Raw genomic sequence first — 19,920 nt, 5'->3', positions numbered from 1 at the left:
TTCCGTTTTGAAGCATATTAAATTAAAACTATGAGTTAAAAGTAGTTCAGTACAATCTACGGATTATTCGTACAGACAAGGAGCGATGTCTGGATCTTCCATAGTTTCAGCTGTGTAATATAAGCATCCTGTATCAACATCAGCTACTTCTTCACCTTTAGCTGCTTTTGCTGCTAAAGTAACTGCCTGGTAACCGATCTGTACTGGGTTCTGTGTGATAGATCCTGCGAAGATACCATCTTTGATTGCCTGTAACTGGATTTTACCGGAGTCAAATCCTACAGCGATGATTTTGTCAGCGCCAAGTTTCTGTAAACTTTCATTAGCTGTAACGATATTCTTAGCTGAGAATTCGTTAGAACCATAAATTGCTACTAAGTCAGCTTTGTTTAACAGTGTATTTGCTACTGTAACACATGCTGCATCATCTGTTGTTGCAGGAATACCTACTTCGATGATAACTTTTGCTCCGTCAACTTTTGCATTGTATTTGTCATGTCCTTCAACAGAAGTTTTGTCAGCTCCGATTAAAGAAACCATTTTATCAATGAAACCGCCAGTACGTTCACCGATAGACTGAGATGTAGCATCCTGGGATACACAGCCGATTCTTACTGTTTCAGCTGGATCTGTTACTTTGTCTTTGATCAGGTCATATAATTTTTCTGCTGCAAGCTCGCCTGCTGCATAGTTATCTGTAGCTGCATTAGCAACAATTGCACCTTCCGGAGCATCTGGTACACCTGAGTCAAATCCAACAACCGGGATTCCTGATGCCTGTGCATCATTTAAAGAACCTAATACTGCTTCTGTATCAAGAGCTGCCAGACAAATAGCACTTGGTTTTTTATTGATTGCATTCTTTAACTGCTCAACCTGTTCTGGAATTGCACTTTCATTCTGCGGTCCAACGAAGTTTGTTCCTTTTAATCCAAGTTCTTCTGCAGCTTTTTCGGTACCTAACTTAACAGCTTTCCAGAAGTCATGCTGGAAACCTTTTGCAACGATTTCAACTGTAACATCACTGTAATCCCCTGTAGCTGCTGCTGTAGTAGAAGCTTCTGAAGTTGCTTCGCTTCCTGCTGCTTCTGTTGTAGCTGCCTCAGATGCTGCTTCGCTTGCTGCCTCAGTTGTTGCTGCTGTAGTTTCTTTTTCTGAAGCTGCTTTTGTTGCTGCTTCTGTTGTTTTTGTTTCGGAACTTCCACACCCTACGGCTAAAGCTGCTACCATAGATACGCCTAATACTACACTAATCACTTTTTTCTTCATTGTTAAATCCTCCCTTAATAGAATTTGAAGTTTTTATTTTGATCTTCCTGCATATTGCAGGAAGACTGAATAACATTAATAGATGCTACTGATTAACCCTGTTTTCTTCTGTTATAAACATCGGCAAATACTGCGATGATTAATACGAAACCAGTAATAAATAACTGATAGTGAGGCTGTAATCCAATAAATGGAAGACCTGTTTTCAGTACGGACATGATGAATACACCAATTAAAGTACCGGATACGGAACCAACACCACCGGAAAGAGATGTACCACCGATAACTACGCCGGCGATTGCATCCAATTCGTAACCATTACCTGTACCAGGCATGATGGTTAAGTAAACTGCTGCATAGGAGATACCTGCTAATGCTGCAAAGAATCCACTGATTACATATGCTAATGTTTCCCATTTTACTACGTTTACACCAGACAGTCTGGTTGCTTCTTTATTACTTCCTAATGCAAGGATGTAACGTCCAGGACGGGTTTTATTTAAGAAGATGGACATAATAATTGCTAATACAATCAATAAGATAAATCCTGTTGGAATTCCGGCTAGCGGAAGTCCTTCTCCCTGGAACTTGAAGATATTTCTAAACCAGCTTCCTGCTGACTCACCCTGTGGGAAAGTAACACTTGCTGTTGCTGTTACGATAGAACCTAAACCTCTTGTGATCATCATCATACCCAGTGTAGCGATAAAAGCTGGCAGTCCCATTACAGAAACCATTAAGCCGTTTGCCATACCGAATAAGATACCTAAAACTAAGATTACTACCATACAAAGTGCCATCGGAAGACCTGCTTTATTAAATAAAGTACCGCCGATCAATGCACAGCAGACACAGACTGTACCGATTGATAAGTCAATTCCGCCTGTAATAATTACAAAAGTTACACCAATTGCTAAAAATCCAATGTAATAAGATGAATCTAAAATACTGATAAATGTACTATATTGAGCAAAATTGTTTCCGGCTATACAAAAGAAGATAAATAATACAACCAGTGCTAATACCGCTACCAATTTCTGCGTTCCAATACTTCCTAACTTTCCTTTTTTCTGCTCTGCCATTTTCTCTTACCCTCCTGATTATTCTCTTAATGTTGCAGCATGCATGATCTTTTCCTGAGAAGCTTCTTCAATGGAAAGCTCTCCAGTCTTGCGGCCTTCGCACATAATAATGACTCTGTCACTCATACGAAGTACTTCCGTAAGTTCTGATGAAATCATGATAATGGATTTTCCATCTTTTACAAGTTCATTCATCAGAGCATAAATCTCGCTCTTTGCACCGACGTCAATACCACGGGTAGGTTCGTCGAAAATCAGGATGTCACAGTCTCTGGTAAGCCATTTTGCTATAACAACCTTCTGCTGGTTACCACCAGATAAGTTTTTTACTTTCTGTTCAATCGAAGGTGTTTTTGTCTTTAAAGCTTCTACATACTTCCTGGTAACTTCTTTTTCTTTTTTCTTATCGATGAAAAGACCGTTTGTAAAGTTCTCCAGGGAAGCCATCGTCGTATTTTCAGCTACTGTTTTTTCAACATTTACACCGAAACGCTTTCTGTCTTCTGACAGGTATCCGATACCCGCATTTACTGCGTCCTGAGGACTCTTGATCTCAACCTTTTTGCCATTGATATATACTTCACCGCTGTCTTTTTTATCGGCTCCGAACAATGCTCTTGCTGTCTCTGTTCTTCCGGCTCCCATAAGTCCTGAGAAACCAAGGATTTCTCCTTTGTGAAGATCAAAGCTTACATTTCTGACCATCTTTCCGGCATTCAAGTTTTTAACACTTAATACAACCGGCGCATTTGGAGGTACATTGCTGTGTTCTTTGGGGTCTTCATAAACAACACGTCCAACCATCATATTGATGATATCATCCTTCGTGGAATCTTTTGTTACGATTGTTCCTACATACTCACCGTCACGCATAACTGTTACTCTGTCAGTAATCCGCTTAATTTCATCCATTCTGTGAGATATGTAGATAATTCCGATATTCTTCTTGCGAAGGTCATCGATGATCTTAAACAAGTCAGTGATTTCAGCATCCGTAAGTGCAGCTGTCGGTTCATCAAATACAATCACCTTTGCATCCGTTGAAATAGCCTTTGCAATTTCACACATCTGCTGCCTTCCTACTGTAAGATGTCCCATCGTATCCTTAGGATCAATATCAATATTCAATAAATCAAATAATTTTTGTGCTTCGACATTCATCTTTCTGTCATTGATCATTTTACCGTTCATGCTTTCGCGTCCGATAAATATATTTTGAGCAACAGTCAAATGATTCATCATGTTCAATTCCTGATGCACAATAACGATACCTGCTGTCTGAGCTTCTTTTGGGCTTTTGAACTCTACTTCTTTACCCTCAAATGTAATGGTACCTTTGTCCTTAGCATAAATTCCGGTTAATACTTTCATCAAAGTTGATTTACCGGCTCCGTTCTCACCCATAAGTGCATGAACTTCACCTTTTTTTAATTCCAGATTAACCTCTTTTAAGGCATGGACTCCGGGGAAAGACTTATCAATGCCTTTCATTGTCAGTATTACATCACCCACGTTCTCACCTTCCATTTCTTTTTTTTGCAGTTATTAAATAACTTTCTTCTAACTAATGAACATTATATGTCTAAATTGTGAATATAACAATAGAATATCTTCTTAGAAAAGGTAAAAATCTTACTGTATAATAAATTTTTTACCTTTTAGTGTACAAAATGACTTAATTGCCTAAAGCCGATTCTCTCAACAGGCAGAAACTCTGGGTTGTGACAAGCTGACGCTGTTTGCAATTGTATCAGATGTTTGGAAATATAAGATATTTAGATTTTTTAGTCTTTTAGATTTTTAAGATTTTTAGATTTTAAGATTTTAAGATTTTAAGATTTTTATATTTTAAGATTTTTATATTTTTAGATTCTAAGATTTTATGTATATAAGATACTTAAGATTTAGCAGAATGAACAACCAGTCCACAATGATAAGCTAAAGCTGCCTTATGCATTTTATACGTTCGATGCCAATAGTGTACAGCATGCCACCCCCCTGGGGTTCCACCATGCTGAGAAAACCAGCTTTGTATCAACGAATGCTATCTCGGAAAGATGGGTGTGGGAAACTGGTATGGGCATAGGAAGCGTAGAGCAGAGCTGAGTATTTTTCTTACCTTTCCGGAGTGTTTTTTGGCGGATAGTATTCGACTGGCTCCCATCGGATACTAAGCGGGTACTGAACCGAGAAATGCATCAGGATTTCTCGGTGAATGCCCGCGTGCCGCCAAAAAGCGCTTCGGAAAGGTTAGAAAATACCAGTTCTGCGGCCAGCTGACGGAGCCCATGCCAGTTTCCCACACCCATCTTTCCGTGCACTACCTACATCTACAAAGCGTCCCTTACTCAGCTAACCCCAATTTTAAGATGAAATTGTACACTGTAATACTAGTTAGATTCCCGAAAATGAAACAGCAATTTCTGATTTTCTTCAGTATACATATTATCTTTCGTAATTAATTCCGATCCGGAATTCACATCTTTCTCTACGACGGTTCCATGGGCAATTTCCACTGCCTTCTGTACACCAAGATAGCCCATATTAAAGGGCTTTTGAATGATAATCCCCTTGAAGACGCCTTCTTCCAGCAATTGAATTTCTTCTATAGAACTGTCGAATCCAACCATAGTAATCTTTCCTTCCAGACCCAGGTCTTTCACCGCACGGGCAGCTCCTACCGCAGAATATTCGTTTAATCCTGCTATGACATTAATACCAGGATTTTTTTCCAGCATTTCTTTTGTAACCTCATATGCCTTCTGGTAATTGGAATTACAAAATACCGTATCTACAATATTTTCTTCGTATTCTCCCAGTCCGTCCCGCAATCCATGCTCTCGCTCCATGGCGGTGGAAGAACCTTTTACATGGGCCACAATGCCGATCACTGGGTCACTATCCGGCAGATTCTTTTTTATAAAATCTCCCATTTTCTGTCCTGCCTGGAAATTGTCGGTTGCCACCAGGGTTAAACCCAGTTCCTGGTCGATAGAGGAATCCACAAGCACAACCTTTATTCCCATCTCAAGTGTCTGTTTAATTGCATCCGTTATATCCGTAAAACTGCTGGGGGCAATCATGATAACGTCCGGCCTGTCCTCTGCCGCCTGAAGCAGCAGCTCCCTTTGTTTGATATAGTCATTTTCAGAATCTGCTCCGGTAATGGTCATATTCGCATCATATTCCTTCGCCGCCACCTGGGCACCTTCTGTAAGCGATCCCCAAAAATCCGAATCATCCACAATTTTAGGGATAAACACTATCTTAACCGGGCTGGTCTTCCCCTGCCAGTGTCCAATCAGCGCCCAGCCCGTGAATAGGAGCACTGCCCCCACTGCCAGGATGACAAGGATGGATTTTTTACTCTTCGTCATACGCATCTTCCTCCATTTCATCATTTGGTATCGTTACGTATACGCTTGTACCAATACCCGGCGTGCTCTCATAAGCCAGACCATATTCCTTACCGTAATACAGCTGCAGACGGTTGTGGACATTATAGACCCCAACTTTATTAGATACTTCGTCCGGACGTTTGTTTTCCAGAACGTGGTCCAGCACTTCTTGTTCCATTCCCACTCCATTATCCCGAATGCAAAGGATGATTTTTTCTTTTGTCATTTCTCCGGTGATATAGATCATTCCTTTTGTTTCTTTATATTTGATACCATGATAAATTGCATTTTCAACAATAGGCTGAATCACCAGCTTTACGATACTCTTTCTCTGAATCCGGGCAGGAACGTCTATCTCAAATTCCAGCTGGTCACGGTAACGCATTTTCTGAATTGTGAGATACTCCCGGGTGTATCCCAGCTCTTTTGCAATGGTAACAATTTCATCCTCATTACTGATACTCTGGCGCAATAGTTTTGCCAAAGACGATGTCATCTGCACTACCTCACGGTTTTTCCCTCCCTCAGACATCCAGATAATGGAATCCAGGGTATTGTATAGAAAATGCGGATTGATCTGGGATTGCAGTACCTTTAGCTCACTTTTCCTCTTTTCCTTCTGTTCCCGTACATTTTCCTCCATCAGGTTCTGTATCTTTCCTGTCATAATATTAAATGATTTGCCAAGGCTTGCCACCTCATTTTCCCCTTTGCTGACAAATGCTGCATTTTGGAAATTTCCCCGCTCTACTTCTTTCATGGAATCCTTGAGATCCTTAATAGGCTTTGTAATTTCTTTCGACAACACAACCGCGAGTATCATGGCCAAAGCAAACAGCCCGGAAGCTATTACCAGATAAAATATCTGCATTTCGTCTTTGTTCTTGATCAGCTCTCCTATGTAAGAAACACCTGCTATGGTCCAACCGGTTTCCCTGGAAGTACTGACCGTATATAATTTACTGCCATTACCTTCATCTGTAATGAAGCTGCCATTTTCCTGCGCCAGAACACGGTCTATTGCTTCTACTTTCAAACCACTGTTCAGCAATTGCTGCTGGGGATGATAAATGATGCTTCCGTCTTTATCCAGAATAAACATATATCCTTTATTACCCAGCTCGATTTTTTCACACAGACTTTTGATGGCACTGTAATTCAAATCAATAAAGAAAATCCCTTCAATTTTATTAGTAGCCGGATTAATCAATCCTTTGCTTAAGGTAACTACCCACTGGTATTTATCTTTAAATGCATTCTGCACATGGGAACCGGATACTACAGCAGCCCCATTTGCTTTAATCGTATTCAAATACCAGGGCTTATTTGGGATATCCCCACTGGGATTGAGTGTCGCTACTCCACGGTTCAGCACCATCTTCCCATTATCTGCGATAACAGCTATATTATAGATATCTTCCCTGGTATCCAGAACGGTCTTAAACTGTTCCAGCAGACGAAGCTTTAAGGATTCCCCAGTACTGCCGTCTCCAAAGAGATAGTCCACAACATCGGAATGGTCCGTTACCATCTGGGAGATGGATTCCATATAGCTAATATATGAATCAATATTTGAATTTACCTGCTCCACCAACTGCTTAGTATAATCCTTTGAATTGTCCAGAACTGTTTCTTCCGTGTAATTCAAAGAGAAAAGAAGGAATATCAGCAACGCAAGCACAACCACAAGCGTAAAGGAAAACAACATCGAATTACGTATACTTTTAAAGTGAAATAGAAACCGTACTGCCTCACCCCTTTTTTTCTTATCCATAAATTACCTCATCTTTTTTGCATATTCTGTAGGAGTCATCCCCGTTATCTTTTTAAATGTGATACTGAAGTAATGAGGATCACTATATCCCACATCTTCTGCGATTTCATAAGTTTTCTTTGCTGTATTTTCAATCAGAGACTTTGCCTTCTCAATCCGCTTCTTAGTCAACGCCTCAATAAAGGTCTCCCCGGTATAATTTTTAAAAATAGAGCTGAAATAACTGGTACTCATCGCCAGATGCAGGCAAACGGAATTCAGGGAGATCTTAGAATCACCATAATTCTTGTCTATGTAATCCAGCGCCTGCAGTGCCTGTTTCTTACAGTAGCTGTCCTTTTGGTCTTTCATACTGTGGGACAGAGTCTTGCCAAACTGAATTAAATCTTCCGCTATATCCGTCAGATGTTCCTTTTCATAGATGGAATTCAACAGTTCTCTTTCTTCTATAAAGATCTCGCTTTCGCTTAATGTAGAAGCATCCAGTTCATTCATAATGGACAGCACCATGTTCTGTACGTAGAAAATACTTCTGTTTTTTGTCACATATGCATCTCTTAATGACTGTACAAATCCCAGTACGTATTTTCGTATTTCATGTTCATTGTTGGTTTTAATCGCCAGTACAATCTGATTTGCCCACTTTGAGACGTCCACATTCTGGCTTTCCTGGCTGTCCCTTAGATTCTTGGCATAAATCACCTGATTTCCACCCAGTAGGAAACGGTATTCCATTGACTTTTTCGTATCATTAAAGGAACTGTAGACCAGAGACAAAGAATTTACCACCCTGCCAAGACCGATGGTAGATTCAATTTTTAAGAATTTTAATATTGCCTCCTGTATCTCTTCGCAGACACGCAATGCCTTCTCTTCCAGATTTTCATCCCCCGCAAAGATCATTACGGTTTTTTCTTCAAATGCCTGGAATGTTACTCCGGCACCATACGATGCCATAATCTCAGCCGTTATATTATAAATAGCAAAATACGCCAGATCGGTCTTCGTATCCGCTTCCTGGTTCAAAAACGGAGAAAGATCATCCCCCAGAACCATTGCTGCCATAAAATGGCTGCCGCTTAACTGGATCTGATAATCCATGAGCTTGTCCTGAATTGTCTCTTCATTCACATTTCCCTGCAAAAGTCCAATTAAAAAGCGCCCGCGCATCAACGGGAGGTTGCTGATATAGGCTCCACGTATTTTCTTCATATTCTGTTTTTTCAGCTGTTCTGCATCCAGAGCTTCTTTTACCTTCAGCAGTGTTTCAGAAAGTTCAAAAGCGGTTATCGGCTTCAGTATATATTCTACAACCTGATATTTTACAGCCTTTTTTGCATATTCAAATTCATCATACCCGCTGATAATCACTACTTTAGTATCTTTATACTGTTCATATACAAACTTTGTCAGCTCCATGCCGTCCACATGCGGCATACAGATATCCGTAAGAAGGAGATCCGGTGGATTCTGTATGATCATGTCCATTGCCTCTTTCCCATTTTTGCAAGCACCGACCAATTCATAACCCAATTCATTCCACCTTGTATTTTCACTGATAGCCTCTCGAATGAGGGCTTCATCATCAACTAATAATACCTTGTACATATCTGCCTCCCTGAACATTTATTTTAATTCTTTATTATTCTATCTTATATGATATAGAAATACAATAGAATTGTCAATGATGCTGTGTTAGACATGGATAACCATTGGTAAACAGGTAAAATCTACTCTTCCATTACTTCCCCTCTCTTAATCTCTTTGTAAATCTCCACAATAGCCAGCAAAGTCAATGGTCCAAGAATTACCCCGGCAACCCCGTAAATACAGATTCCTGCATACACTGCAACTGCAATTACAATGGGATAAACACCAAGTTTTTTTCCAATCATCTTAGGCTCCAGAAATTCTCTGGTAGTATTTGCAACAAAGAACAACGTGGCATATGCTGCAGCGTGTACAAAATCACCTTGCAGAGCACATACCAACGCCCAGGGTATCAGTATCGTTCCGGTTCCGATAAATGGAAGTGCATCCGATACGCCGATCAGCAATCCAACCAACAGGGCATAGGGGTACCGAATCACCCAAAGTCCTGCAACACAGATAACAGAAACGATACTCATAATAATGAGCTGTGCTTTAAAGTAGGCTCCGCCAAGTCCCCAAAGCCGATTCAAAACGGTAGCTGTTCTGCGGTATAATTCAAACTTTTTAAGTTTATCATGTATTTCGTCATAATCCTTTAATAAAAGCAGTACAGATACAAATAATGCAAAAAATAATCCTGCCGCTTTCACAAAACCAAGCAGATACTGCAGTGAATAATTAAACATATCCGGCACAATATATACCTGGAGACGGTCTGTCATAACCTGAATATTCTGATATACAAAATCTTCAATGGCTTCTGCCTGAATCCCCAGCGTCTGCTCCATCGCAGAACAGCAGTTTCCAAGTATCAGTCTGAATTCTTTTTCATAACTGTCCAGATTGGATACTATGGCTTTAATCTGCGCAAACAGCTGGATTGTCAGATAATACAGTCCGCCAATCAGTAAAATTGAAAAGAATCCCAGTACCACAGCCGCAAGCCATTCTTTCTTTATTTTTATCCTGCGCTGCAGCCGCTTTACAAATGGATTCAGTATCCGCACGATAATATACGCAATAAAAAAAGGGGCTACAAATGGCAGCAGGTATTTCATTCCAACGAATACTGCAATTGCAATCCCTATTACGATAAGTACTTCTTTATATTTCTCTGCTCTGCCCATCCTTTCGCCCTCCTATATTGTAAGAATAGGATGTGCAGATTCATTTTGATTATTCATTATTAGAAGACAGACATCTGGTACAAATGGCAATATCCGCCATGTTTTTATCTGGACGTGAATATTGAAAAAGCATCACCTTTGGGTTCACAGGAAAAAGCCATCTGTTTTTTTGTTTTTGGATGTAAAAAGCTTAACTTACAGGCGTATAAACCGATAGTTGTTCTCTGGTCACCTGCTGTTTTGGGATTATATTTTTTATCTCCATACAAAGGTGTTCCTGCACCAGCCAGCTGCACACGGATCTGATGATGACGCCCGGTAATCAGGTGAATTTCCAATAGTGACAAGCCTTCTTTTTCTTCCAGAACCTGATAATGTAATTCCGCCCTTTTGGCACCTTTTTGTTCCTTTTTTACAATTCTGGACGTATTGGTTTTACCGTCTTTAAACAGATAATCCACAAGCACTCCCTGGATTTGGGGAAGTTTTCCACATACTACAGCCTGATACCTTTTATCCATCTCCCCATTACCTGCCTGTTTACTTAAATCCGCAGCAGCCATCGGCGTTTTCGCAAATACCAGTACGCCACCAACCGGCTGATCCAGCCTGTGGATAACTCCCAGATAAGGCTCGCCATTTCCACTATTTTCTGTACTCAGATAATTTTTTATTCTGCTTTCCAGATCCATAGTGCCAATTCCCGCGCTTTGTACCGCTACACCGGACGGCTTTTCACAGACCAAAACCTGGCCGTCTTCATAGATTATATTTAACATATAGGATTACCTCTTTCGCATATTTTATTTTTTAATAATAAAAGCCGGTATGGGTCTGACTTTCTGACTGATTACACAACACCTTTACTGTAAATATTTTTCCAGTTGTTTTTTGCTTAATATAGGAAATAATAACATTGATCATAATTCTTTGCAATAGTTGGTAATAATTATTTCATACAACCGATACCCTGCTATTTATTGACAAATTATATAAAATAATTTGACAAATTTCTGGTAATTCAGTATGATGACAACAGGTCATTTAAGGAGGAAAAAAATGTTAACTTATGTTCTGCTAATCATAGGATTTGTACTGCTGATAAAAGGTGCCGACTACTTCGTTGAAGGCAGCTCCAATATTGCAAGACTTCTCCGTATCCCCAGTGTCATCATCGGACTTACTGTTGTTGCATTTGGTACAAGCATGCCGGAAGCTTCCGTGAGTATCACCGCTGCCATCGAGGCTCAAAATGAACTGGCACTAAGTAATGTTATTGGTTCTAATATTTTTAATCTGCTGGTTGTAGTGGGCATATGCGCTGCTATCAAGCCCATGGGTATTACACCTTCCGTTTTAAAACGCGAATTTCCCTTCTCCATCGTGATTACCGCGGTATTGCTTCTGCTGTCTCTGGACCATGAAGTAGGCCAGATCGACGGTTGGATATTACTTGCTTTCTTTGTGCTCTTCCTGGTGTTCACCGTTAAAAGTGCACTAAAAAGCCGAAATGAAATTCAGGCAGACTCTACTGACGGTATCAAGCAGTTATCCCCGCTCTTAAGCGGCATCTGCATCATCGGCGGTTTGGCTGCCATAGTAATCGGAGGGGATCTGGTAGTTAACAGTGCCGTTTCCATAGCTGAATCTTTTGGGCTCAGTCAGACACTGATCGGCCTTACGATTGTAGCCCTTGGTACCTCTCTGCCCGAACTGGTAACCTCCATCGTTGCTTCCCGAAAAGGAGAAAACGACATTGCACTTGGAAATGTGGTAGGATCTAACATCTTTAACATCCTTCTGGTTTTAGGCGCATCTTCAGCGCTCCATCCGGTTGCAGTCAATCTGTTTTCTATTTACGATATCATGATTCTGATCGTTGCCAGCATTGCCGTATTTATATTTGCATTGCAAAGCAAGATACTGAATCGTATGGAAGGGTGGATCATGCTATTGGGCTATGCTGCATTTATGGGATTTATTATTTTAAGATAGACTTCTAAAAGAAAAGGGACGCTTACAACCAATAAAAGAACTGGTTATAGCGTCTCTTTTTTATTTTTGCACCGGAGATTTTAATACAATCAGTACTGCAATACCGCCAAATATTACTGAACCGGTCAAAGTACTCAGGAAGGACCATGCAGGATTACCCCCCGTGCCTCCTAACAAAAGGGCAAGCATCCCCAAAAAGAACTTTGCGATTCTGCCGCCTGCAGCATACAGGTCTACGATCGGCAACACAATCAGTAAGATTACCGGAACTCCAATGCTGATTACCATCTTTTGAATCTTACCCAGATTATAATACAACGCTCCGAAGAAATATCCTATCATCGTAAATAGAATGACAAAGCCTGACCAGAACAGAAGTTCCACCCCCAGCTTCTCCAATCCACCTGCCTGCTCCCAAAAGGATGGGTATATTTTGCCAAAGATATTTCCTGCCCGCAGATTACCGTCTCCCAATGCTGCCAGTTCATAAACCAGGGAAACCAGTCTGCAAATAACCGCCAGAACAATCCCGCTTAACAGTGTATTTAAAATTCTTCCTGCCGCTATCATTTTACGGCTGACATTGTTTTGCATCAGCATTTGGAAGTTTTCCCGAAATGAATTTGCTCCCATAATAAACCCGGCCAATACTACCATTGATTCGTTGCGGAAATAAATTCCCTTATCTTCCATGCCACTTATCTTAATTCCAACAAGGTTTGCTAATTCCAGAAACAGTAAAATCCCAAAAAATAATACATAGGAAATTTTGTAATCCCGAAACTGATATTTAAAAACTGATTTTAACCTCATATTTTTCTCCCTCTATTTCTGCACCTGGGCACGAATTACTAACAAATAGCTGATTCCTCCCAGAATTACCGTACTTACCAGAAATGTAATCACTGCAATAAACGGATTCTGGCTTTTCTGTCCCATTACCATTAAGAAAAAGTCCAGTAATTTCTTATAGATCCCTTTAACCAATAATACATCTATAATTGGAAGTAAAACCACAGCAAATACAGAGAGGGCTACTCCTAAAATAATCTTTGTTGTTCTTGACAGATGATACAGTAAGGAACTGACACAATATCCAAGCAGCGTAGCCATCATAAGCGCCAGGCTCCAAAACAGAATATTTATCAGGAATAACGGCAGGGATTCCATTTCACCCAGCATTTGAGGATACATAACCTGGAGAATATTGATTTCAAATATAATGTTTTTATTGAAATGTACAAATATCCTGCAGACCAGCGTAATCAGCTCATTTAATACAGCAAGCGCAATGCTGCTGGTTATTATGGTTAAAATTCTGCTGAAAACAATTGTCTTTCTGGAAACTCCATTTTGCATCATAAGTAAAAATCCCTCCTGGAAACAGGAACATCCCATTACAAATCCAAATATAATGCTTCCAAATTCTAATCCGGAAAAAGAACCGCCGGCATCAATCTGCCCAAATATTACTAACCCGCTGAAAAAGATAATCAGCGACAGCACTACAGCAGCGTAGCCTGTTCCGGCACTAACGTACTCTCTCATCTGATATTTATATACCGACTTCAGTTTCATAATCTTTCCCCCTAATTTGTCAACTGGATAAATAATTTTTGCAGATCTAACCCGGTTATCTCCAATCCTTTCGGCAGATTAGCACGATCCGGTCTGCCAATGATATACGCAGTTTTCAAGCCTCCCAAAACATCTGTACCAATTACTTCTTTTCCTCTTATATACGTATCCACAAGCGCTCCATTTCCGGAAACCGTATAGCCTCTGCTAAGAAGCTCTTCCCGTGTTTCCAATCGGATTACCTGACCGTTTTTAATAATTACAATATCCTCTATCACGCTGGAAACTTCTTCTATTAAATGTGTGGATATCACTGCAGCAAAAGGATTCTCACTATATTTTTCAATTAAAATCTTATAGAACAGTTCCCTGTGATTTGCATCCAGTCCCAATACCGGTTCATCCAGGAAAACAAAAGGTACATTTACCGATAATGCAATAATATTTTTAAAAATGGAAGTATACCCCGTTGATAATCCTTTGACCTTCTTTTTCACATCTAACCGGAACTGCTCTGCCATATTCATTGCAAAATCCGTATCAAAATTTTTGTAGAATTCCTTACTCCATTTGAAAACTTCTTTAATTTTCATAGATTCCGGATATAATGTTTTTTCACTCATCAGATAAATCTGTTCCAATGCCTGATCATTTTCCCTCACCGGTACTCCATTCATAAGAACCTGCCCCTCATCCGGAAAAATACGGTTACTGATAATATTAAGCAATGTAGACTTACCCGCACCATTCCTTCCAAGCAGTCCATAGATCTTTTCTTCCTCAAAAAGGAGATTCACATGATCAAGTGCCACGGTGTCTTTAAACCTTTTACTGATATTTACTACTTCAATCCCTGTCATTTCCTAAATCCCCTTTCTATCATCCCTAATAATTCTTCATCTGAAATGTTCAATCGCTTTGCTTCCTCAATCATTCCACTGATATAGTGCTCAAAGAACTGATCTTTCCTCTTTTGTCTCAGCTTCTCTACCGCTCCCACTGCTACAAACATACCTACACCTCTCTTTTTATAAACAATGCCTTCCTCAACCAGCATATTGATTCCCTTCAGGGCGGTTGCCGGATTGATCTTATAAGTTACTGAAAATTCCGTAATTGAGGGGATCTGTCCCTCTTCCTGAAAAGCCTCTGTCAGAATCGCATCTTCAACGCCCTCCGCTATCTGCATAAAAATAGGTTTTTCATCCTCAAAGTTTAATTTCATGAAAACCACCTCTTGTTTGTTGGTTAGTTACTTGACTAATTAACTATATGTGTATTAAAGCATACTTTTTTGTTTATGTCAACTCCTTAAATAGAAAAATTAAGATAATTTTCCCAACACAAAAAAACTGTCCCAATTTATAATCAGGACAGCTCTCACTATAATTCTTTTCAATTTTGAACAGTTTTTATATCTTAAACCGGTACCCTACACCCCAGATCGTCTCTATATACTGAGGCTTCGCCGTGTTGAACTCAATCTTCTCACGAATCTTCTTAATATGCACCGTTACGGTTGCAATATCACCGATAGATTCCATATCCCATATCTCGCTGAATAACTCTTCTTTAGTAAATACGTGGTTCGGGTGTTCTGCCAGGAACGTTAATAAATCAAATTCTTTTGTTGTAAATGTCTTCTCTTCTCCATTAATCCAGACTCTTCTGGCCGTCTTGTCTATCTTAATACCGCGAATCTCAACAATATCATTTGTCTGGACATTACTGCTGATTAATCTGTCGTAACGTGCCATATGTGCCTTCACTCTTGCTACCAGCTCACTGGGGCTGAAGGGCTTTGTCATATAATCATCTGCTCCCAGTCCAAGACCGCGGATTTTATCGATATCATCCTTTTTCGCCGAAACCATAAGAATCGGTGTGTTCTTCTTGTCCCGGATGGATTTACAGATTTCAAATCCGTCTACTCCCGGAAGCATCAAATCCAGGATAAATAAATCAAATTCTTCTTCTAATGCTCTCTTAAGTCCAATATCCCCACGATTTTCAATTTCTACCTCAAAACCGCTCAGTTCCAGATAATCTTTTTCCAGATCTGCGATACTTTCCTCATCTTCAATAATCAATATCTTACTCATTGACAGGTACCTCCTGATATTTTCTAAGCACAAAATACATAACTGTGCCTGTTCCCATTTTACTGCTTGCCCAAATTTTACCGCCGTGATCTTCTATAATCTTCTTAACAATGGACAATCCGATTCCGCTTCCGCCCTGGGCAGAATTTCTGGATGCATCTGTACGGTAGAACCGGTCAAAGATAAGCGGCAGATCTTTCGGTGCAATTCCTTTTCCGTTGTCCTCAATTTCCACTTGAATGAAGTCGCCTACATCCTTAACCCGGATATTGATATAACCCTTAGGCTTATCTAAATACTTTACGGAATTTCCTATAATATTATTAATTACCCGCTTCAGCTGTTCTGCATCAGCGATAATCCAGGTTTCTTCATCTGCATAATTAAAATAAGAAAACTCAATATTCTTAGATTCCAGATCCAGACCAACCTCTTCAAAGCAGTCATCAAAGTAACTGGATACGTTAATTTTACTAAATGTATATGGAATACGGTTCGTATCGATCTTCGAATAAAATGTCAATTCATTAATCAAACGGTCCATATCATTAGCCTTATTATAAATCGTACGGATATATTTATTCATCTTCTCAGGAGTATCCGCCACACCATCCATAATTCCTTCTACATAGCCTTTCACAGCCGTAATCGGAGTCTTCAGGTCATGGGAAATATTGCTGATCAATTCCTTATTTTCCCTGTCGTACTCTACTTTTTCTTCGGCAGATTCCTTCAGCCGCTTCCTCATCTCTTCAAAATCCTGGCACAACTCGCTGATCTCATCTTCACCTTCAGCTACTAATGTAAAGTCCAGATTGCCTTCTTTGATATTCTGGGTAGCTGCACGAAGCTTTCGAAGCGGTGTACTGATTCCCGAATAAATCCAGGTACTCAAAAGACCTGCGGTTAAAATCAGGATTACAACAATTGTAATAAACATATCCCGAAGCAGTGACTTCATCTGCGGCAGCATATTATCCATACTGGTTATAATGAAAATGCTTCCTGCTGTTTCATCCGAAAATGTAACATCAATCTGCTTTACAAATGCCCTTACATCTTTTCCGATATACGTTCCGCTGTCAGCAGACGTTGTATAAATATTGGGTCCCGGCAGTTCTTTAAAAAGCTGTGCATTATTTTCAGAGGTACCCGAATAATACTGGGAACTTCCTTTGCGCACAATGAGATAAGAATTCTTGTCCTGCAATTTATCATTAATCGTACACAGATAATCCACATCCAGAAACTGATCCGGATCTTTGTCGGCTTCCTTCTTCATCTCCTCAAAAATACGCTTCGTGGTTATGCTCAGCATCTGTACTGAATTAGAAAATGCGTCATAGGAAACATTGTCGATTCCATATTTATCTTCTATGGATTTTAACTGGTACTGACTGAAACCCAACAGAGCTACGCCTGTTAACAGAAGCGGGACACATATAATTACAAAAAAGGCTATGATAAGCCTTGTTTTTAATTTCATAGCAAAAACTCCTTTATGTTATACCGTTCTCTTTTCAGTATAGCATAAAGGAGCCATATTTACATCTAAACAAACAAGGACTTTTATAAATTTTTCATAAATTTACAAGTACTTCTTAAGAATTTCGACTTTATCCAGCTTCTCCCAGGGCAGATCCAGATCATTTCTGCCGAAATGTCCGTAAGCAGCAGTCTGCTTATAGATCGGGCGGCGAAGATCAAGCATCTTTATAATTCCGGCAGGACGAAGGTCAAAATTCTCTCTTACGATTTCCGTAATCTTCTCGTCTGATAATTTGCCGGTTCCAAAGGTATCGATCATGACAGAGGTGGGTTTTGCAACTCCGATTGCATAAGATAACTGAATCTCACATTTTTCAGCCAGTCCTGCGGCCACAATATTTTTTGCCACATAACGTGCTGCATATGCTGCAGAACGGTCTACCTTGGTGCAGTCTTTTCCTGAAAATGCTCCGCCGCCGTGTCTTGCATATCCGCCATAAGTATCTACAATAATCTTACGTCCGGTAAGACCGCTGTCTCCATGTGGTCCGCCGATTACAAAACGTCCGGTTGGATTGATAAAAAATTTCGTATTCTCATCTACCATTTCAGCAGGCAGAATTACATCAAATACATATTTCTTAATATCCTCATGAATCTGCTCCTGTGTTACATCCGGATCATGCTGTGTAGACAGAACAACTGCATCCAGTCTGGATGGCTTGCCATTTTCATCATATTCTACACTGACCTGAGTCTTTCCGTCCGGTCTCAGGTAAGAAAGTGTGCCGTCTTTACGAACTTTTGTAAGCTGCAGCGCTAATTTGTGTGCCAGTGAAATTGGATACGGCATTAATTCTTCCGTTTCATTTACCGCATAGCCGAACATCATTCCCTGATCTCCTGCACCGATTGCTTCAATTTCATCATCGGTCATGGTATTCTCCTTTGCTTCCAGCGCTTTGTCAACGCCCATGGCAATATCGGAAGACTGCTCGTCAATGGCTGTGATAACGCCGCAGGTTTCCGCATCAAATCCATATTTTCCACGTGTATAGCCAATGTTTCTTACCGTATCACGCACAATTTTCTGGATATCCACATAAGCATTTGTAGAAATTTCTCCCATTACCAGAACCATGCCTGTAGTAGTTGCAGTCTCACACGCCACACGGCTCATGGGATCCTGCTCTAACAGAGCATCTAAGATAGCATCAGAGATCTGGTCGCACATTTTGTCCGGATGTCCTTCTGTTACTGATTCAGAAGTAAATAATAATTTTTCCATAGAATCCTCCTTTGGATAAGAGCATTTATATTTTCTCACGAGATCGATTTAACATATCCTGCAGGCTTACTTGAGGCCGGGAACATGTCCCGCTTCACAAAACTGCTCCTGCTTTTAAACTAAAAAAGGTCCGCACTAAGCGGACCCCCTATCTATTATGATAAGTAAATCCTCTTATTGTTCGAATTACTCGCTCAGGTTGGCACCTTCCTCTGACGGGGTTGCCGTGGTTTCACAGATCCTTTGTATCTCCACCACTCTGAATAAGAGAAAATATAATATTTAATTTTGTTACGTCTACTACGATAACGCTTATTCGCCTGTTCGTCAAGTACTTTTTTATGGAAATTACTCTAATGATAAAAATTTGATAAAAAATTATATAGAAAAAGCAATAGAAGCAGATATGTCGTGACTTTAGGAGTACCAAATGATAGAATATGGTAAAGAAACAAGCGATAAGCGGAACGGTACAATAAGATAGCACAACAATCGGAACAACGAATAAAAATCGTTTGCCGGGTTGTGGAAAGGGGAGTAAAATGCAGATTCAAAATACACCTGCACTGGAAACAGACAGACTGATATTAAGGAAATTCACTGAAAATGACATGGATGCCTTATTTTCCATCTACAAAGATGAAGAAGTGAATACTTATTTACCCTGGTTTCCTCTGAAATCACTGGAAGAAACCAGAACTTTTTTCAAAGAAAACTATGCCAGATCATATCAGCAGGCGAAAGGATACCGATATGCTGTCTGCCTGAAAACAGATAATGTGCCCATTGGTTATGTACATGTGTGCATGGATGACAGCTATGATTTCGGCTATGGACTAAGAAAAGAATTCTGGCACAAGGGAATCGTATCAGAGGCTGCAAAAGCCGTATTAGAGCAATTAAAAAGAGACGGATTCCGGTATGTAACAGCTACCCATGATATCAAAAACTCCCGCAGCGGCAAAGTCATGAGACGCCTGGGCATGAACTATCAATATTCTTACGAAGAACACTGGCAGCCGAAGGATATATTAACCACATTCAGAATGTACCAGCTCAATTTTGATGGACAAGATGAACGGGTTTATAAAAAATACTGGGATAAATATCCTGTGCACTTTATTGAAAAAGATCTGTAAAGCAATATTTGTTTTCGTTGACTTTTT

At 40.0% G+C, this 19,920-nt stretch carries 18 protein-coding genes and 1 riboswitch; of the genes, 2 read left to right on the top strand and 16 right to left on the bottom strand.

What is annotated here, in order from left to right:
- Positions 1-63 precede the first annotated feature (63 nt).
- The 9 genes from QR40_RS06490 to QR40_RS06455 form a co-directional block, all read right to left on the bottom strand.
- Positions 64-1,269, bottom strand: a complete 1,206-nt coding sequence (locus QR40_RS06490) for an ABC transporter substrate-binding protein (protein ID WP_027295070.1) — start codon at positions 1,267-1,269, stop codon at positions 64-66.
- 92 nt (positions 1,270-1,361) lie between these two features.
- Positions 1,362-2,351: an ABC transporter permease gene (locus QR40_RS06485; RefSeq protein WP_044293945.1), complete on the bottom strand. Its 990-nt coding sequence runs from the start codon at positions 2,349-2,351 to the stop codon at positions 1,362-1,364.
- 18 nt (positions 2,352-2,369) lie between these two features.
- Positions 2,370-3,863 (bottom strand): sugar ABC transporter ATP-binding protein, encoded by a 1,494-nt coding sequence (locus QR40_RS06480; RefSeq protein WP_044294034.1) that lies wholly within the window; start codon positions 3,861-3,863, stop codon positions 2,370-2,372.
- 686 nt (positions 3,864-4,549) lie between these two features.
- Positions 4,550-4,672 carry a hypothetical protein gene (locus tag QR40_RS32450; protein WP_255348102.1) on the bottom strand — a complete coding sequence of 41 codons (123 nt, stop codon included), beginning with the start codon at positions 4,670-4,672 and terminating at the stop codon, positions 4,550-4,552.
- Between the two features lie 69 nt (positions 4,673-4,741).
- The gene (locus tag QR40_RS06475; RefSeq protein ID WP_044293944.1) at positions 4,742-5,728 is read right to left on the bottom strand and encodes a substrate-binding domain-containing protein; all 987 of its coding nucleotides are present in this window, start codon (positions 5,726-5,728) and stop codon (positions 4,742-4,744) included.
- The gene (locus QR40_RS06470; RefSeq protein ID WP_044293942.1) at positions 5,715-7,523 is read right to left on the bottom strand and encodes a sensor histidine kinase; all 1,809 of its coding nucleotides are present in this window, start codon (positions 7,521-7,523) and stop codon (positions 5,715-5,717) included. Before QR40_RS06470 ends, QR40_RS06475 begins: the two co-directional genes overlap by 14 nt.
- A 3-nt stretch (positions 7,524-7,526) precedes the next feature.
- Positions 7,527-9,131 (bottom strand): response regulator, encoded by a 1,605-nt coding sequence (locus QR40_RS06465; RefSeq protein WP_044293941.1) that lies wholly within the window; start codon positions 9,129-9,131, stop codon positions 7,527-7,529.
- A gap of 122 nt (positions 9,132-9,253) precedes the next feature.
- Positions 9,254-10,303, bottom strand: a complete 1,050-nt coding sequence (locus tag QR40_RS06460; RefSeq protein ID WP_027295076.1) for an AI-2E family transporter — start codon at positions 10,301-10,303, stop codon at positions 9,254-9,256.
- Positions 10,304-10,407: 104 nt separating this feature from the next.
- The gene (locus QR40_RS06455; protein WP_044293940.1) at positions 10,408-11,082 is read right to left on the bottom strand and encodes an RluA family pseudouridine synthase; all 675 of its coding nucleotides are present in this window, start codon (positions 11,080-11,082) and stop codon (positions 10,408-10,410) included.
- A gap of 280 nt (positions 11,083-11,362) precedes the next feature.
- On the opposite strand from QR40_RS06455, the gene QR40_RS06450 reads away from it, so the two are divergent.
- Positions 11,363-12,298: a calcium/sodium antiporter gene (locus QR40_RS06450; RefSeq protein ID WP_027295078.1), complete on the top strand. Its 936-nt coding sequence runs from the start codon at positions 11,363-11,365 to the stop codon at positions 12,296-12,298.
- Positions 12,299-12,358: 60 nt separating this feature from the next.
- Here the strand turns inward: QR40_RS06450 and QR40_RS06445 are convergent, their stop codons facing one another.
- The 7 genes from QR40_RS06445 to metK all read right to left on the bottom strand — a co-directional run bounded on the left by QR40_RS06445 (position 12,359) and on the right by metK (position 18,754).
- Positions 12,359-13,111 carry a hypothetical protein gene (locus tag QR40_RS06445; RefSeq protein ID WP_044293939.1) on the bottom strand — a complete coding sequence of 251 codons (753 nt, stop codon included), beginning with the start codon at positions 13,109-13,111 and terminating at the stop codon, positions 12,359-12,361.
- Positions 13,112-13,123: 12 nt separating this feature from the next.
- Positions 13,124-13,876, bottom strand: a complete 753-nt coding sequence (locus QR40_RS06440; RefSeq protein WP_027295080.1) for a hypothetical protein — start codon at positions 13,874-13,876, stop codon at positions 13,124-13,126.
- An 11-nt stretch (positions 13,877-13,887) separates the two neighbouring features.
- On the bottom strand, positions 13,888-14,736 hold the full coding sequence (locus tag QR40_RS06435) for an ATP-binding cassette domain-containing protein (RefSeq protein ID WP_044293938.1): 849 nt from the start codon (positions 14,734-14,736) through the stop codon (positions 13,888-13,890).
- Entirely contained in the window at positions 14,733-15,101 is a 369-nt protein-coding gene (locus QR40_RS06430; RefSeq protein ID WP_027295082.1) for a GntR family transcriptional regulator, read from the bottom strand. The genes QR40_RS06435 and QR40_RS06430 overlap by 4 nt, the downstream gene beginning before the upstream one ends.
- A 187-nt stretch (positions 15,102-15,288) precedes the next feature.
- Complete coding sequence (locus tag QR40_RS06425) at positions 15,289-15,978, bottom strand: response regulator transcription factor (RefSeq protein ID WP_027295083.1); 690 nt, start codon at positions 15,976-15,978, stop codon at positions 15,289-15,291.
- Positions 15,971-17,464, bottom strand: coding sequence for a sensor histidine kinase (locus tag QR40_RS06420; protein WP_044293937.1), 1,494 nt, complete (start codon positions 17,462-17,464; stop codon positions 15,971-15,973). The genes QR40_RS06425 and QR40_RS06420 overlap by 8 nt, the downstream gene beginning before the upstream one ends.
- Positions 17,465-17,566: 102 nt before the next feature.
- The gene (metK, locus tag QR40_RS06415) at positions 17,567-18,754 is read right to left on the bottom strand and encodes a methionine adenosyltransferase (RefSeq protein ID WP_027295085.1); all 1,188 of its coding nucleotides are present in this window, start codon (positions 18,752-18,754) and stop codon (positions 17,567-17,569) included.
- A gap of 171 nt (positions 18,755-18,925) precedes the next feature.
- Positions 18,926-19,024: riboswitch (SAM riboswitch) on the bottom strand.
- A gap of 272 nt (positions 19,025-19,296) precedes the next feature.
- On the opposite strand from metK, the gene QR40_RS06410 reads away from it, so the two are divergent.
- Positions 19,297-19,893 carry a GNAT family N-acetyltransferase gene (locus QR40_RS06410; RefSeq protein WP_044293936.1) on the top strand — a complete coding sequence of 199 codons (597 nt, stop codon included), beginning with the start codon at positions 19,297-19,299 and terminating at the stop codon, positions 19,891-19,893.
- Positions 19,894-19,920: the final 27 nt, after the last annotated feature.

Source organism: Robinsoniella peoriensis, from assembly GCF_000797495.1.
In the GTDB taxonomy this organism is placed as follows: domain Bacteria; phylum Bacillota; class Clostridia; order Lachnospirales; family Lachnospiraceae; genus Robinsoniella; species Robinsoniella peoriensis.
The sequence above is the reverse complement of the archived record's forward strand: the minus strand, read 5'-3'. Positions and strand labels throughout refer to the sequence as shown.

Coding starts and splice junctions, on each gene's coding strand:
- QR40_RS06420 (WP_044293937.1), bottom strand. CDS start 17,464: ATGAAATTAAAAACAAGGCTTATCATAGCCTTTTTTGTAATTATATGT.
- QR40_RS06485 (WP_044293945.1), bottom strand. CDS start 2,351: ATGGCAGAGCAGAAAAAAGGAAAGTTAGGAAGTATTGGAACGCAGAAA.
- QR40_RS06460 (WP_027295076.1), bottom strand. CDS start 10,303: ATGGGCAGAGCAGAGAAATATAAAGAAGTACTTATCGTAATAGGGATT.
- QR40_RS06435 (WP_044293938.1), bottom strand. CDS start 14,736: ATGACAGGGATTGAAGTAGTAAATATCAGTAAAAGGTTTAAAGACACC.
- QR40_RS06470 (WP_044293942.1), bottom strand. CDS start 7,523: ATGGATAAGAAAAAAAGGGGTGAGGCAGTACGGTTTCTATTTCACTTT.
- QR40_RS06445 (WP_044293939.1), bottom strand. CDS start 13,111: ATGAGGTTAAAATCAGTTTTTAAATATCAGTTTCGGGATTACAAAATT.
- QR40_RS06425 (WP_027295083.1), bottom strand. CDS start 15,978: ATGAGTAAGATATTGATTATTGAAGATGAGGAAAGTATCGCAGATCTG.
- QR40_RS06440 (WP_027295080.1), bottom strand. CDS start 13,876: ATGAAACTGAAGTCGGTATATAAATATCAGATGAGAGAGTACGTTAGT.
- metK (WP_027295085.1), bottom strand. CDS start 18,754: ATGGAAAAATTATTATTTACTTCTGAATCAGTAACAGAAGGACATCCG.
- QR40_RS06455 (WP_044293940.1), bottom strand. CDS start 11,082: ATGTTAAATATAATCTATGAAGACGGCCAGGTTTTGGTCTGTGAAAAG.
- QR40_RS06410 (WP_044293936.1), top strand. CDS start 19,297: ATGCAGATTCAAAATACACCTGCACTGGAAACAGACAGACTGATATTA.
- QR40_RS06465 (WP_044293941.1), bottom strand. CDS start 9,131: ATGTACAAGGTATTATTAGTTGATGATGAAGCCCTCATTCGAGAGGCT.
- QR40_RS06490 (WP_027295070.1), bottom strand. CDS start 1,269: ATGAAGAAAAAAGTGATTAGTGTAGTATTAGGCGTATCTATGGTAGCA.
- QR40_RS06450 (WP_027295078.1), top strand. CDS start 11,363: ATGTTAACTTATGTTCTGCTAATCATAGGATTTGTACTGCTGATAAAA.
- QR40_RS06430 (WP_027295082.1), bottom strand. CDS start 15,101: ATGAAATTAAACTTTGAGGATGAAAAACCTATTTTTATGCAGATAGCG.
- QR40_RS06475 (WP_044293944.1), bottom strand. CDS start 5,728: ATGACGAAGAGTAAAAAATCCATCCTTGTCATCCTGGCAGTGGGGGCA.